The following is a 14722-nucleotide window of genomic DNA, read 5'->3' as shown; positions in this document are numbered from 1 at the left end:
AGCAGTACTTATCCTCGTGTTACTTATAACATTTGGTGCTGATCATTATTTTGAAGCCCCAGATCATCCTATTATTATACTATTAATCGTCCTTTTTTGGCTCGGTGTGTTCTATCTGTTTTTCCCAAAATTCTTTTTAAAATATCGTTTGTTGATATTAGCTTCATACAGTTCTATACTCGGTTATTTATTATACATACGATTAGATGAAAACTATCTAGAAATATATCATCGAGATGCATTAAACCTTTTGTTACTTCCAGTACCTATTCTTTTTATAATATGGCTATATGAACAATGGAGATGGTTTGAAACTCTAAAATCTGAAAAAGCAAAAGGCGAGTTAGAATTATTAAAAAGTCAAGTAAATCCTCATTTCTTCTTTAATACTCTGAATAATCTCTATGCCCTAACGGTAAAGAACTCGGAGAAAGCACCAGACGTCATACTAAAACTATCAGATATGATGCGCTACACTATCTATGAAGGAAAGAAAGACCGAGTACTTCTATCTGAAGAAATTACCTATTTGAAAAATTATATTGCATTGCATGAAATAAGACATCGTAAGAATGTAGATATACACTTTGAGCATGCCATACAGCCTGATGATCAAATAGCGCCATTATTGTATATTATCCTATTAGAAAATGCATTTAAACATGGTGTTGAAAGACTCACAGAAGGTGCGTATCTTCATATTCAATTACGAAGTGATGAGAAGCGTATTGAGTTTACTATAGAAAATAACTTTGAGACTTCAGAAGAGCCAGGAGATAATGGTATCGGATTAGAAAATTTAAAACGCAGATTAAAACTCATATATCCAAATATGCATCAACTCATAGTAAAGGAGAAAGGAAACGTGTATGCAGTACATCTAATCTTAAATAAAAAATGATCACATATATTATAGTAGATGACGAACCTTTGGCACATGAACTTATTGAAGAGTTTTGTGGCATGTTACCACATCTCGAACGTAAGAAAAATTGTGACAATGCGTTAGAAGCCATGCAGTTTCTAAGTACCAATACTGTTGATCTCATGTTCTTGGATTTGAACATGCCAAAACTAACAGGCTTTGAGTTTTTAAAAACATTATCAAATCCCCCAAAAGTAATTGTCACCACTGCATATCAGGAGTTTGCACTAGAAGGCTACGAGTTGAATATATCTGACTATTTATTAAAACCGTTTAGTTTTGAACGCTTCATCAAAGCGATTAATAAGGCTGTGGGTTCAAAATCACAACCCACTCACACAAATACAGACACAAAAGAAAATCTACGGTTTTATGTAAAAGGAGATAAAAAATACCATCAAATCAATACACAAGATATACTGTATATAGAAGCCTATGGAAACTATACAAAACTCTTTTTTGAGAAAGGTATGATCTTGAGTCATGAAGGTATCTCTCATTACGAAACCATATTACCAACGATCAACTTTTTGCGAGTCCATAAATCTTTTGTGGTCGCTTTAGATAAAATAGACCAAATAGAAGGTAATAAAATTATTATTTCTGATCATAAAATCCCTATAGGACAAACCTATCGTAATTTGGTGAGTAAGCTTTATAAATAGATCTGATTAATTCCTATGGTGTTACATATACTTTTTACGCTTTCCTGTGTGCCGACAGGCAGGTGCGAAAACATCATATACAGCGACTATTTGAAAAACAGAGATTGATAAGATATTTACGTACAACTTTCTGTTTTATAAGGTGTGCTTTTGCTATTAATGAAACTCCTAATAAACGAGCATTATCGAGGGGTATTAAATCTATTCTTTTTTAATTATAAGGAATATAGTTAGACCATTCAGAAGGTGTGTATACATCAGCTAAAGCAATCTCTAATAATTCCTTATAAATGCTTTCCCCATTATCACTATTCGTCATGATTAACATTCCTTTACCTATTTCAGGAAATAAAATAGAATAATGTTGAAATCCATCGCCATGACCACCTTTTGTAACTGCTTTCCCATGTGGTGTATCAAAATATAACCACGCAAACCCACAACTTAAATTAATAGGATCGTACTTATTAGTGAGTGTGCTTGAATTAGGACCAAAATGAGCTAAGGTTTTAATTCTAATCTGAGGACTAAACATTTCGTTGTAAGAAACTTTACTTAAAAGCTGTTCGTTTAAGACAGCAGTTAAAAATTTTGTATAATCACTTGCTGTTGTTTCTAGCGTACTGGCAGATCTAGGTTCGTTATCGATATCCTTGCCATAGGTTTCTCCTTTTGTAGTATGTCCATGTGCAAAATCTTTCTCAAATCTAGGTTGCCATTGGTATGATGTATTGTGCATCTCCAAAGGTTTAAAAATAAACTGTTGCGCTAGTTCTTCAAGAGACTTGTTTGTGAGTTTTTCTAATACCACCTGAAGATATACCAGACCTTCTCCACTGTAGAAATATTTGGTACCTGGTTCAAAATGTACTCGTAATTTTCTATCAGCCTCAAAAAATCGCCAGTTATTAAACCCTGTAGTATGTGCCAGACACATTCGTGCTGTGATCTTATGATACAAAGAATCTGTCTTTAAATCCGAATAGTTATCATGCCAACGAGTAAGTGGTTTGTATTCATAAATTTTCTTTGGTAAATACGATTCAAGCGGGGTGTCTAAATCAATGACATTCTCTTCTACTAATTTCATTACAAGAACACCAAATACAGCTTTACTTAAAGAGGCACCATAGATATTTGTAGAATCGGTTAATACACCTTGTTTAGGAACGTTTTTATATCCAAACGTCTGCTGATATATAGGGCTTTTATCATTAAAAACTGTAACAGCCATTCCATGTACTTCAGCATCTCTTATGAGTTTATTGATCTTATGGGTTAGTGAATCTTTAGAAATATGAGTTCCGTCTAAACGCTCAATCGTAGCTATATTAGTATGATTACAACTCGTAAAAAGGAATAGTCCAATAATGATCAAACTAGGCGCTGTAAAAGATTTAGATTTCTTCTTTTTCCTAATAAAAGGAAATGCCAATGGGTAAAAACAGGTATGAGTATTTATCACTTTTACGATATTAATAAGCATCACTATAATACTAAATGGAATCACTGTTATAAAAAAGAAAAAGCCCCATTTTTCGATAGTCACTAAAGAAATGAAACTTAAAAGATAAAGGATACTCATGCTAATTTGAAAGTTGATGATTTTTCTGCCATGCGTATCATAGATGCTATTATCTTCTCTCTTATGAATCCATAGGAATAACGGAAACAATATATTTGATAATGGAATGATGAATCCTAAAAAAGGCGTGCTGTGTAAAAGAATAAGCCATTTCTTTTGAATATCTTCTTCTTTAGGATTTTCTAAAACCAAAAGGTCATCGACTTCTATGTCTAACGCATTTGCTAAAAGCTTGATGGTTTTGAGATGCGGCGTAACATCTCCTTTTTCTATACGCTGAATAGTTCGTACTGTTACCTTAGTTTCTTCTGATAATTGTTCTTGCGTATATCCTTTCCGTTTTCTTTGATAGATTAGATTTTTTCCAATTGAACTGGTTTCCATACTTTTCGTTTTTTGATATCGCAAAGGTATGGATACCCCCTTGTTTTTATAGCGACATTTAGATGTCATGTAGGTGTCATTTGCTGTATAGCATGACTAATTAACGAATTCTATAGCTTTTTAAACCTATCCATTAATCCAGTTTTTAAATGAAGCTATCTTGTTTTTTCTAACAAATATTGGACTTTGACAGGATGGGGAAGTCTGGACCTTCAAAATCAATCCCATTTTTATTATTTTAGATATTGCAGAAATATTTATAATTATTTGTCTATTAATTCTAAAAAATTGATGTCTATTCAATTTTAAAAAAATAGTATTAAGACTTTCATTTGAAATACTTTTTTTACCATCTGAATTTATTACATATATAATTGAATTTTCAATATATATAAATGCAATATTTGTAGTGGGAATTATAAAAAATTCATTTCCATAATACGTAAGAATACGGTCTTTACTAAAAGTTTCTTTGTTTGATGTTATAGCCATGCCCTTTGAATTTAAAATAGTTACCTTATTGATACTCTTTATTATATCATTACATCTAATAGTGATATTTAATTAAAATCATTCTTTTTGACAAAAACATTAAAATACGATGTCATGTATGTCCTTTTTTTGTTGAATCTCTATAAATTTAATTCTAGATATTTAACATACTTACGAAGTAAGCAGTCTGTCAGTTTTCTTGAATTATGTTAAAAAAACTTAATTAATTCTTAAAGAAATATAATTAGTACTAATTGTTAGATAGCGTTAGTAAAGAGTTTCTATATAGTTTGGGATATTACTAAGTAATAGCGTAGGAAGAGGGATTATTTACAATGATCCCTAAAAGGAATTCCTGAACAAGCATAAAACCCACACAAAGCGATGCTTTGTCAGTTTTGTATTTCCAGTTACTTACGAAAGTACACTTTCGATGCTCCTGAAAATACAAAACCCATAACGTTTCCGTTATAGGTTTCTTTTGCGGAGAAAGAGGGATTAACTATGTTGATCCCAGATAGGGAATCCAATACATCAAAACGCTCCAGGCTACGCCTTGAAGCTTTTTTCGTTTTCCTCCGACTGAGAAAACTATGCTTTCTGTCTACAGAAAAAGAAAAAGCTCCACCTAATGTGTGAAGCTTTTGATGCGGAGAAAGAGGGATTACAGATCCCTCAATCACACGCTGGTGACAATAAAGCTCGATCTCGCTTAGGCGATCTCTGGGCTTTTTCTTTTCCTGTTCTCTTTTAAAAGCGATGCTTTTAATGTTCACATAAAAAGAAAAAGCCCGATTTCTATTCAGAAATCGAGCTTTGCTCTAAGCGGAGAAAGAGGGATTCGAACCCCCGGAGGTGTGACCCTCAACAGTTTTCAAGACTGCCGCATTCGACCACTCTGCCATTTCTCCTGAGTGCCTCATCAAGGTATTTCCTTGAATGCGGGTGCAAATATATGACGCTTTTTCTTTTTAAAAAACCTTTTGAAAGCTTTTTTAAAAGTTTTTTTAAATTTTAAAATGTATTTATATAAACAATTCAAAAATTAGCTAAAAAATGATTTTTTGGAGTAGTATCTAAAAATGAATTTAGCATTATATCTAAAGAATTCTTTATACGCTTTATCGTTTCACTCTCCCTCTGATTGTAAATCTCACGTATACGCTTTCGCGAAAGCGTACCCAGACACATTTTCATAAATAGATTATATTTCATAATCTTATTGACTTTAAATAGGAGAGTAGTCGTTTTTTAAACAGGTAATAATTGGTATATATATTGCCTGATCCAGCGCAGTCGGGATCTATCTGAAAGATTATAAGTACTAACGAAACTTTTGACTGAACTCGAGGTGACATTTAAATATCATACCCGTTTTACCTCTTCTTATAACGGATTATTTTAATTTTTTGAATACACTATTTTATAGTAACAACTTTAGACACTAGGTTATCTGAAGATGATGTGCGAAGTTCACCGGCTGTAGGTTGTCTCCCACCAATACTGATAGACATTTTTCCTTCTGGATATATCTTATTGCCATCTTCGTCTAATTGAGCATATAATTTGGGTGTTATTGTAAAATCAACCGTTTTTGTTTCATTTGCTTTTAGATGAATACGTTTAAAACCAACGAGCGATCGTATCGGAGCATCATATGCACTATTGATATGTGAGATATACACTTGTACTACTTCGTCGCCATCTAGGTCACCTGAGTTGGTCACAGATACCTTTAATGAAATCTCTTTTTGGGCTTCTATTATCTCTGGCAACTCTAAATGATCATAAGTGAAATTAGTATAACTTAATCCATGGCCAAACGCATATAATGGATCTCCTTTAAAATATTTGTAGGTTCTATTTTCCATACCGTAGGACTTAAAATCAGGCAAGTCATTTACAGATTTATAAAAAGTAACTGGCAATCTACCAGCCGGGTTGTAATCACCAAATAATACATCTGCTATAGCCTTTCCACCAAATTCACCAGGATACCATGCCTCAAGAATAGCAGGAATGTTTTCATCTGCCCAATTGACTGCTAAGGCACTTCCGTTCATAAGTACTAATACGGTTGGTTTTCCTAATGCTTGTATTTCTTTTAGTAATGTTATTTGTGTTTTAGGAAGGGTGATCTCTGAACGATCTCCTTTATCAAATCCTTCTAGTAATACAGGCATTTCTTCTCCTTCGATATTAGGAGATAAACCTAAACAAAGTACCACCACATCCGATTTTTTAGCTGCTTCAATCGCTGGGCTTAATAAATCTTGATCCTTTTTTGCCCATACCAAATGTGCTTGAGGATCTGTGTGATAATTGAAGTAGTCTATTTTAATATCGTACACAACTCCTTTGGTAAGCTCAGTATCAAAATATCTAGTTTTGGGTTCATGATCATCACTAAACTCAAATTGTAATTCTTCATTAAAATAGATTTTTCCACCACTACTTGCTTTTAATCCTATTCGATAGACGCCACTTTCTTCAGGAATAATTTGCCCTGTCCATCTAACCGAAAATTCATCATTCTGAATAGCTTTCACAGGTTTTTCTGGCATCCAAATAAAGTGAACTGATTCATCATTTCTTACCAGTGAAGGTTCGCCTTCCCAAGATCTATTAGCATAATAGGTTCCTTTTAAGCCTTTTTCATTTCCATTTTTAAGCACAGAAGTAGGAATAGGTTCTAAAATAGGCCACCCTTCTGCTACATCACTTCCTAATGCATAATTGACTTGTGCATTGGGGAGTTTGTTTTTGATAGCTTTTAGCGGAGTGATAAATTGATGAGGTGTACCATGATAATTTCCTAATAATGCTTGTTTTGAGTTGGCATTTGGTCCTATGACTGCAATGGATGCAATGTCTTTACTCAGCGGTAATACGTTATTATCGTTTTTAAGTAATACCATAGACTCTCTAGCTACTTTTTCAGAAAGTTGGTAGTGTTTATCACTTGCGACCACATCATACGGAATTTTCGCCCATTTTACATCTTTAGCATCATCAAACATTCCGAGTTTAAAACGGGCAGTAAATAGGCGATGTAATGCGATATCTAATTTGGATTCATCAATAAGTTCTTTGAGTACGGCTTCTTTTAAATTGGGATCATATACATTTCCACAATTGAGATCGGTACCTCTGTCTACAGCCAATGCACCTGCTTCTGCGGCAGTTTCGGTTAAGCCATGTCTGTTTGGCTCCCAAAAGTCATTAATAGCCCAACAGTCGGATACTACATAGCCTTGAAAACCCCAGTCGTCTCGTAAGATTTTTTGCAGTAATAAATTACTACCGCAACAGGCTTCATCTCTAAATCTATTATAGGCACACATGACGGAGTGTACGTTGGCTTCTTTAACAGCAGCTTCAAATGCAGGAAGATAGGTTTCATATAAGTCTCTATTAGAGACTTGGTAATTATCTTCATGTCTTGATTTTTCGGGACCACTATGTACGGCAAAGTGTTTGGCAGTAGCTACGAGTTTTAAATACTTAGGATCGTCTCCTTGTAGTCCTTTGATATAATGAACGCCAATTCTACTGGTTAAATAGGGATCTTCTCCATAGGTTTCTTGACCGCGTCCCCATCTTGGGTCTCTAAAAATGTTAATGTTAGGTGTCCAGAAAGTCAACCCTTGATAAATACCTCGTTTTCCTTCTTTAGCAAATCTATGATGTTTGGCACGAGCTTCATCAGAAACAGCAGTTCCCATATCATGGATTAATGCAGGATTCCACGTAGATCCCATACCAATTCCTTGAGGAAATACTGTGGCTTCTCCAGCTCGAGCTACGCCATGAAGGCATTCATTCCACCAGTTATAAGCAGGAACTCCTAATCGTTCAATTTCTGGAGCATCATATCGCATTTGGGATACTTTTTCTCCTAAGGTCATTTGACTCACTAAATCTGTAGCTCTTTCTTCAAATGATATTGTTGGGTTTTGATAGGTGTACTCATATTCTTTTTGAGTACTTTCTGTACACGAATATAATAGTATACTAAAAACGATACAGAATGCAGACTTGTTGATTATTTTCAAACAAAAATGATTTTTCATGATATTTGTATGCATAGACAGTTATTTTTTATTTCCATAATTCTTCCATCTCTTCTAGTGTTTTTCCTTTTGTTTCAGGAATAAATTTCCTGACAAATAAGAAGGCTAAAAAGCCCATGATACCGTATACCCAATAAGCAAATCCATTGTGAAATTGTTCGGTGAGATAACGGTTATCATCCATCATAGGGAAGGTGAAGGATACGGCATAATTTGCGATCCATTGTGCAGCGACAGCAATGGCCATGGCGCGACCACGAATTTTATTTGGAAATATTTCTGATAATAATACCCAGGTGACAGGTCCCCAGCTAAGGGCAAAACTAGCAACATATATCATCATACATACGAGTGCGAGATAGCCTGTAGCTTCCGAATAAAAAACAAAACCTAATGATAGCATGGCGATGGCCATTCCTAAAGCACCTATCATCATTAAAGGCTTTCTTCCGTAACTATCTACTGTTTTGATAGCGATAATGGTAAATAAGAAATTGACGACCCCCACAATGATTGTCTGTAAAAGAGCGCCATCGGTATCTGGGTTTATATTTTTAAAGATTTCTGGCGCATAATATAACACGACATTGATCCCAACAAACTGTTGGAAAACAGAAAGCATCACGCCAATGATAATGATGCCCCAACCAAATGAAAGTAGTTTTTTTGAATCAGGTTTATCTATAGAAGTTTTAATTTCATGTTGTATTTTATGAGCTTCAGACTCACCATTCACTTTGATGAGTACTTTCAGCGCTTGTTCAGATTTACCTTTAAGCATTAACGATCGAGGAGTGTCAGGCACAAAGAATAAGAATAATAAGAAAAGTCCTGCCGGTATGATTTCTGATGCAAACATCCATCGCCAGCCTACAGTATTAAGCCATTCGTCTGAACCGCCGAACTTAGAGATAGAATAGTTGACAAAATACACCACCATAAACCCAGCAATAATGGCTAATTGATTATAGGATACTAATTGGCCTCTTTTTTTTGCAGGCGCTATTTCTGCAATATATAAGGGGGATAACATAGAAGCTAGCCCTACACCAATACCTCCAATAACTCTGTAAATAATAAAAATAGTAGAAAATGTGTGATCTGCATCTCCTATAGGTTTTAGTAATAGCTCAGGCATCGCCGATCCTAAAGCAGAAATGAGAAATAAAATACCCGCTATGACAAGTCCTTTTTTTCTGCCTACGGCAGTACTTACAAAACCACTCAATACACCTCCTATAATACATCCAATTAAAGCACTAGAAACAATAAATCCTTTAAAAGCACTTGCTGCATTTTCGCTTAGATTTTTGGGTGTGACAAAGAAACTTTCTAAAGAACCCACTGTTCCTGAGATAACACCCGTATCATAACCAAAAAGGAGCCCTCCTAACGTAGCGACCATGGCTAATTTAAGCAGGTATGAAGAATTTTTAGAAGAAGCCATAAACTAGGTGTTTAGATATATTGATTGATGATGTTTTCAAAGAGCTCTTGTTTCCCGCTTTGTAACGGAAGTTCGCCATTTTCTTTTGCGATCTCATACAAGTCTTGTAGCTTCATATTTCCAGACTCAAATTCCTTTCCTTTACCAGTGTCAAAGGAACTATAGCGTTCTTGCCTTAGTTTTAGATAGGATGATGACGTCATGATCTTATCAGCAGTAATAAGTGCTCTCGCAAATGTATCTGCGCCACCAATATGCGCATAGAATACGTCTTCCATATCGGTAGAATTACGTCTTATTTTAGCGTCAAAATTAATACCACCCCCTTGCAATCCGCCAGCTTTTAAGAATACCAACATGGCTTCGGTGGTTTCTTGAATGTTATTTGGAAACTGATCTGTATCCCATCCATTTTGATAATCCCCTCTATTAGCATCTACACTACCCAACATATTAGCCTTTGCTGCTACTTCTAGTTCGTGTTGGAACGTATGTTGTGCTAGTGTCGCATGATTCACTTCTATATTTAATTTAAAATCTTTATCAAGTCCATACTCTTTTAGAAAACCAATGGCTGTTGCAGCATCAAAGTCGTATTGATGTTTCATAGGTTCCATCGGTTTTGGTTCTATAAAGAAAGTACCTTTAAAACCTTGTGATCGTGCATAATCTCTAGCCATGGTTAAAAACTGTCCCATGTGATCCAACTCTCTATGCATATCCGTATTGAGTAAAGACATATAGCCTTCTCGACCACCCCAAAAGACATAGTTTTCACCGTTTAACTTAATAGTTGCATCTAATGCTAGTTTTATTTGTGCACCTGCTCTAGCCACAACATCAAACTGAGGATTAGTAGCTGCACCATTCATATATCGTGGATTAGAAAAACAATTGGCAGTTCCCCAAAGGAGTTTTATATCTGTTTCGTTTTTCTTTTGTTGGATATAGTCTACAATCGTATCTAGACGTTTTTCAGATGCAGTAAATGTGGCTGCTTCCTGAACAAGATCAAAATCATGAAAACAGAAATAGTCAAACCCCAATTTTGAAATGAATTCAAAAGCAGCATCGGCTTTATCTTTTGCCGCTTGTATAGGATCTGTGGCTCGATCCCAAGCAAAGTTTTGAGTTCCAGGCCCAAAAGGATCAGATCCTTGACCACAGAAGGTATGCCAATAGGCAATAGCAAACTTAAAATGTTCTCTCATTGTTTTTCCTGCAATCACTTTTTCTGAGTCGTAATATTTATATGCTAAAGGATTATCTGATTGTGGTCCTTCGTAAGAGATCTTAGGGATGCCTTTAAAATACTCGTGGCTAGCCATAATTTTAATTGTTTTTTAGTGTATGTTCTACTTCTTTTTTCCAGTGTTGATAGGCTTCTTTATATAAAGAAGTATTTTGAGAAGGTGTATAGGTGGTGATATGATCATTGGAAACGATTTGTTTACTGAAAGATGTAAAGTCATGATCTTTAAGACTTGCAGCTCTAGCAGCGCCTACAGCACCCGTTGTATTGTATATTTCAATAGGTTGTCCAATTAATGTTGCGATGGTTATTCCAAAAATTTCTGATCTAAATAAGTTATCATTACCCGCGCGTAGTGTATGTATCTCTGTGTGATCTTCTTTTAATAATTCCATGCCATAAACAAAGGAGAAAGCAATACCCTCTAATGCAGCTCTATAAAGATGGGCATCCTGATGACGATTTAAATCAAGGTTTTTAATATGTGTTCCTATGATGCGATTATGAAACATTCGTTCGGCACCATTTCCAAAGGGTAAGAGAACCAAACCATCAGCTCCAATAGCAATGGTAGCTGCTTTTGTATTCATTTCTTCATAAGATGATGCTTTTGTATTATTGAGTAACCAACGATATTGTATGCCAGCACCGTTTATATTCAACAATCTCCCTACAGTAGGGGTTTCAGATGAATAATTGGCATGTGCAAATTGATTTACACGTTGAATCTCTTTAAATGTGGATTGCTCGGTGACTGCATAGATCACCCCAGAAGTTCCTCCTGTGAGTGCTGCCTGTCCTGATTCAAAAACACCTAATGATAGTGCATTATTAGGTTGATCACCTGCTCTGTATCTTATGACAGTCCCAACGTTTAATCCTGTTTCTTCAGAAGCTTTTGTGTTAACCTTACTTTGTAACGTGAAATTTTCAGTAAGCGTAGGAGTGAGGTGTTTATCAATGTCATAATGCTCTAATAACACATCAGCAAGCGCATGATTTTTATAATCCCATAAAATACCTTCTGAAAGTCCGTTTTTAGTCGTATGAATGATACCACTTAGTTTATAAGCAATATAATCACCAGGTAGCATGTATTTATAAATAGCATTATAGACATTTGGTTCATTGTCTTTCACCCATTTTAACTTGGATGCTGTAAAATTACCAGGCGTATTAAGAAGTTGGTTAGTACATTTTTGAACACCCAACTGCTCATAGGCTTCATGACCAATAGCTACAGCGCGACTATCGCACCATATAATTGAATTTCGTAAAACTGCTCCTTTGTGATCTACAAGAACTAATCCGTGCATTTGATAGGCAATACCTATAGATTGAATGTCTGTAGCATCTATCTGTGTTTCTTTTAAAGCTCGTTGAATAGCTTTACATGTATATTCCCACCATAGTGTTGGATCTTGTTCTGCCCAGCCTTTTTCTGGTGCATGAATTTCCATTTCTGTATCGGGTTCGTGTAGTGTAATCATGCATTCACCTGTAGCAATTTTTACAATAGCCACTTTAACAGATGAACTTCCTATATCTAACCCTATGCTATACATGTTTATAAAGATTCTCTAAGCGTTAGTGTAGTAGGAACATAGTATTGCATTGGATTATCTGATGTAATAAACTCAGCAGCTTTTGTTCCTAGTTCTTTAAAATCTGTTGAAATCACCGAAATACCTTTGTAAATAAATTTTTTCATCGGAGTTTCATTGTATGAAAGAAAACCTACATCTGTTCCAGGTTCAAAATCATGGTCTTTACTCTGCTCTAAAAACCTTCCTAACATACGGTCACTTACACTTACATATGCAACTCCTTTTTCTACTTGAAAGTCGTTAGGATCTGTAATTATTTGATAATCGAAATTGAAGTCTTTGCAGAATTTTTCAAAATAGACCAATGTCTCTGTTGGGTGATACGTAAAAGACGGATATAAAAAATCGATTCTTTTATATTTCCTTAATGCCACTTCTGCTTGTTTTATGGATTTGTAAAAAGAGGTTCCAAAGTCTTGAAAGACGTAGTTACTATCTGAATCTGTATGAATATTCCAATCTATTTGTAATAACTTATCACTATTAATTTTAGACACCGCATCTGTGACGTCTTTGTGATCAAAATTCATCACGATATACTTATAGTATTTACCAACACTATTGTTTATGATTGTTTTAAAATTATCAATATTATAATGATGAAATTGAACATCAGCAATAATATTATCAGGTAAATTATTTATAAATGAATGGTATAACACTTCTTTATACGCTTTAAAAGTATCTAATACTAATAATACTTTTTTTGTATCATGAGCGACAAAGTATCCTTTATTAGGCACCGCATCTACAACACCATTGTCTTTTAAAATAGAGTAGGCCTTAAATACAGTGTCTCTAGAAAGTTTATGGGTCTTACAAATAGCATTTACCGATGGTAAAACACTTCCTTTTTTTATGGAGCTTTCAGCAACAGCATCTACAATAGCCGTTACAATTTGTTGATATTTAGGAATATCACTAGCATGATTAATTCGTAATATCGTTTCGTTTACATCCATTCTGTTCTGTTATGGTTCGAATTTATAAAAATTAATTTAAAAGTCATTAGGTCTTCGTGTTTTTTTTATGAATGTTCGTTTCCTGTGACCTGTACAATGTATTCCATGTGTACGCTTCAAAGCCTTTGAGATAGGTAGTACGTGCGTAAATGCTAGTTGCATTTTTGTATGCTTTTAACGTAAACTTTATCGTTTCACTCTCTCTCTGATTGTGAACTTGCCTGCCGGTAGGCAGGTCTCACAAGTTCGATTTCGCGAACCTGCCTGCCGGCAGACAGGAGCGAATACATAAAAAGTCATATAGATTTAGTTAGGAGTATGTTACTCCTAATGTGATATCTTATGCGTAAAAGATTTAAAATGATGCGGTTTAAAATAAAAATCACTGATATCATATAGATACCAGTGATTTTTATAGAATGATTATAAATTTTTAAAGACCTGTTCTAAAAATAAGATCTACACCAACAAAAGGCGCTGCTTCAAATTCAGAATTAAGTCTCGTTCTATCATCTCCACCTACTTGAAACGTTAGTACTTGAACACCTACATCGTCACCTTGTGCATATAAGCCATAATCTGTGGTGTCAAAACCAACTCTCGCACGTACAATAATAGTGTCATCCAATAACCCATAGGCCGCAAATGCAGAAAAGCGTATAGACTCTTCCTGTACATAAAACCCATCACCTAATTGTGATGCTATATTATATGATTTTACAGAGGTAAGAAGATTTCCTCCTACACTAAAGTGATCGGTTACTGAATAATTTGCGTCAGCTCGTATAGGTAACGTTGCGTTGATGTAAAATTTCTTGTTTTTTGACTTATACCATAACCCAATAAGCGGTGTCACCGTTGTTCCAAAATTTTCTGATGAGATATAGGTGCCAAACTTTAAGCTATACTTACTTGAATATCTTTTTTCCAGTAAAGCAAGTCCTCCCATCTGGAAATCATTATCTCCTAAATCATTAAAATCGGAAGCAAACTTAGGAAGTAATACATACGTACCGCTCCATTTTTTTCCATGATCGAGTTTAACTCCTAGATTCAATCGGGTCATAATTAGGTTGGTCCTACTGATAGAATTATTTAAACTTAATCGTGTGTTTTCATATGTAAATCCAGAAATCATAGTAATATCACTAGTCAAAGGTACTGGGAAATATACCTCAACATTAGCATTACCAACATCTGTTTCTACATCGTTGTCTACATTCCCTAATGTAGTAGTATGATAGGTCGCTTTTACGACATCTAAATAGTCTTGTGCATATATAGCTGTTCCAAAAATTAGAAAAGCCATTAGGGTTATTTTTTTAAGCAT

The 14722-nt window shown here is 34.8% G+C and carries 10 protein-coding genes and 1 tRNA gene; 2 read left to right on the top strand and 9 right to left on the bottom strand.

What is annotated here, in order from left to right; all coding sequences use genetic code 11:
* Positions 1 to 16 precede the first annotated feature (16 nt).
* Positions 17 to 901, top strand: coding sequence for a histidine kinase (locus Q1A60_RS19310; protein WP_299768272.1), 885 nt, complete (start codon positions 17 to 19; stop codon positions 899 to 901).
* Complete coding sequence (locus Q1A60_RS19305; RefSeq protein ID WP_299768270.1) at positions 898 to 1590, top strand: LytTR family DNA-binding domain-containing protein; 693 nt, start codon at positions 898 to 900, stop codon at positions 1588 to 1590. The genes Q1A60_RS19310 and Q1A60_RS19305 overlap by 4 nt, the downstream gene beginning before the upstream one ends.
* Before the next feature lie 211 nt (positions 1591 to 1801).
* On the opposite strand, the gene Q1A60_RS19300 is transcribed toward Q1A60_RS19305, so the two are convergent.
* From Q1A60_RS19300 to Q1A60_RS19265, 9 genes are all read right to left on the bottom strand, one after another.
* Complete coding sequence (locus Q1A60_RS19300) at positions 1802 to 3559, bottom strand: serine hydrolase (protein ID WP_299768267.1); 1758 nt, start codon at positions 3557 to 3559, stop codon at positions 1802 to 1804.
* A 126-nt stretch (positions 3560 to 3685) separates the two neighbouring features.
* Entirely contained in the window at positions 3686 to 4051 is a 366-nt protein-coding gene (locus Q1A60_RS21640) for a LytTR family transcriptional regulator DNA-binding domain-containing protein (RefSeq protein WP_363322604.1), read from the bottom strand.
* Between the two features lie 826 nt (positions 4052 to 4877).
* Positions 4878 to 4962: transfer RNA gene (locus Q1A60_RS19295), tRNA-Ser, on the bottom strand.
* Positions 4963 to 5469: 507 nt separating this feature from the next.
* Positions 5470 to 8106 (bottom strand): glycoside hydrolase family 3 protein, encoded by a 2637-nt coding sequence (locus Q1A60_RS19290; protein WP_299768264.1) that lies wholly within the window; start codon positions 8104 to 8106, stop codon positions 5470 to 5472.
* Between the two features lie 46 nt (positions 8107 to 8152).
* Positions 8153 to 9571 carry a D-xylose transporter XylE gene (xylE, locus tag Q1A60_RS19285; protein WP_299768261.1) on the bottom strand — a complete coding sequence of 473 codons (1419 nt, stop codon included), beginning with the start codon at positions 9569 to 9571 and terminating at the stop codon, positions 8153 to 8155.
* Between the two features lie 11 nt (positions 9572 to 9582).
* Entirely contained in the window at positions 9583 to 10908 is a 1326-nt protein-coding gene (gene xylA / locus Q1A60_RS19280; RefSeq protein ID WP_299768383.1) for a xylose isomerase, read from the bottom strand.
* Positions 10904 to 12388: an FGGY family carbohydrate kinase gene (locus tag Q1A60_RS19275; RefSeq protein ID WP_299768258.1), complete on the bottom strand. Its 1485-nt coding sequence runs from the start codon at positions 12386 to 12388 to the stop codon at positions 10904 to 10906. The genes xylA and Q1A60_RS19275 overlap by 5 nt, the downstream gene beginning before the upstream one ends.
* Positions 12389 to 12390: 2 nt before the next feature.
* Entirely contained in the window at positions 12391 to 13392 is a 1002-nt protein-coding gene (locus Q1A60_RS19270; protein WP_299768254.1) for a GntR family transcriptional regulator, read from the bottom strand.
* Positions 13393 to 13825: 433 nt separating this feature from the next.
* Positions 13826 to 14701: a DUF6268 family outer membrane beta-barrel protein gene (locus Q1A60_RS19265; RefSeq protein WP_299768252.1), complete on the bottom strand. Its 876-nt coding sequence runs from the start codon at positions 14699 to 14701 to the stop codon at positions 13826 to 13828.
* Positions 14702 to 14722 lie beyond the last annotated feature (21 nt).

Source organism: uncultured Dokdonia sp., from assembly GCF_947492535.1.
Taxonomy (GTDB): Bacteria; Bacteroidota; Bacteroidia; order Flavobacteriales; family Flavobacteriaceae; genus Dokdonia.
This window is presented reverse-complemented; position numbering and strand designations above follow the sequence as displayed.

Coding starts and splice junctions, on each gene's coding strand:
- Q1A60_RS19305 (WP_299768270.1), top strand. CDS start 898: ATGATCACATATATTATAGTAGATGACGAACCTTTGGCACATGAACTT.
- Q1A60_RS19300 (WP_299768267.1), bottom strand. CDS start 3,559: ATGGAAACCAGTTCAATTGGAAAAAATCTAATCTATCAAAGAAAACGG.
- Q1A60_RS21640 (WP_363322604.1), bottom strand. CDS start 4,051: ATGGCTATAACATCAAACAAAGAAACTTTTAGTAAAGACCGTATTCTT.
- xylE (WP_299768261.1), bottom strand. CDS start 9,571: ATGGCTTCTTCTAAAAATTCTTCATACCTGCTTAAATTAGCCATGGTC.
- Q1A60_RS19275 (WP_299768258.1), bottom strand. CDS start 12,388: ATGTATAGCATAGGGTTAGATATAGGAAGTTCATCTGTTAAAGTGGCT.
- Q1A60_RS19270 (WP_299768254.1), bottom strand. CDS start 13,392: ATGGATGTAAACGAAACGATATTACGAATTAATCATGCTAGTGATATT.
- Q1A60_RS19265 (WP_299768252.1), bottom strand. CDS start 14,701: ATGGCTTTTCTAATTTTTGGAACAGCTATATATGCACAAGACTATTTA.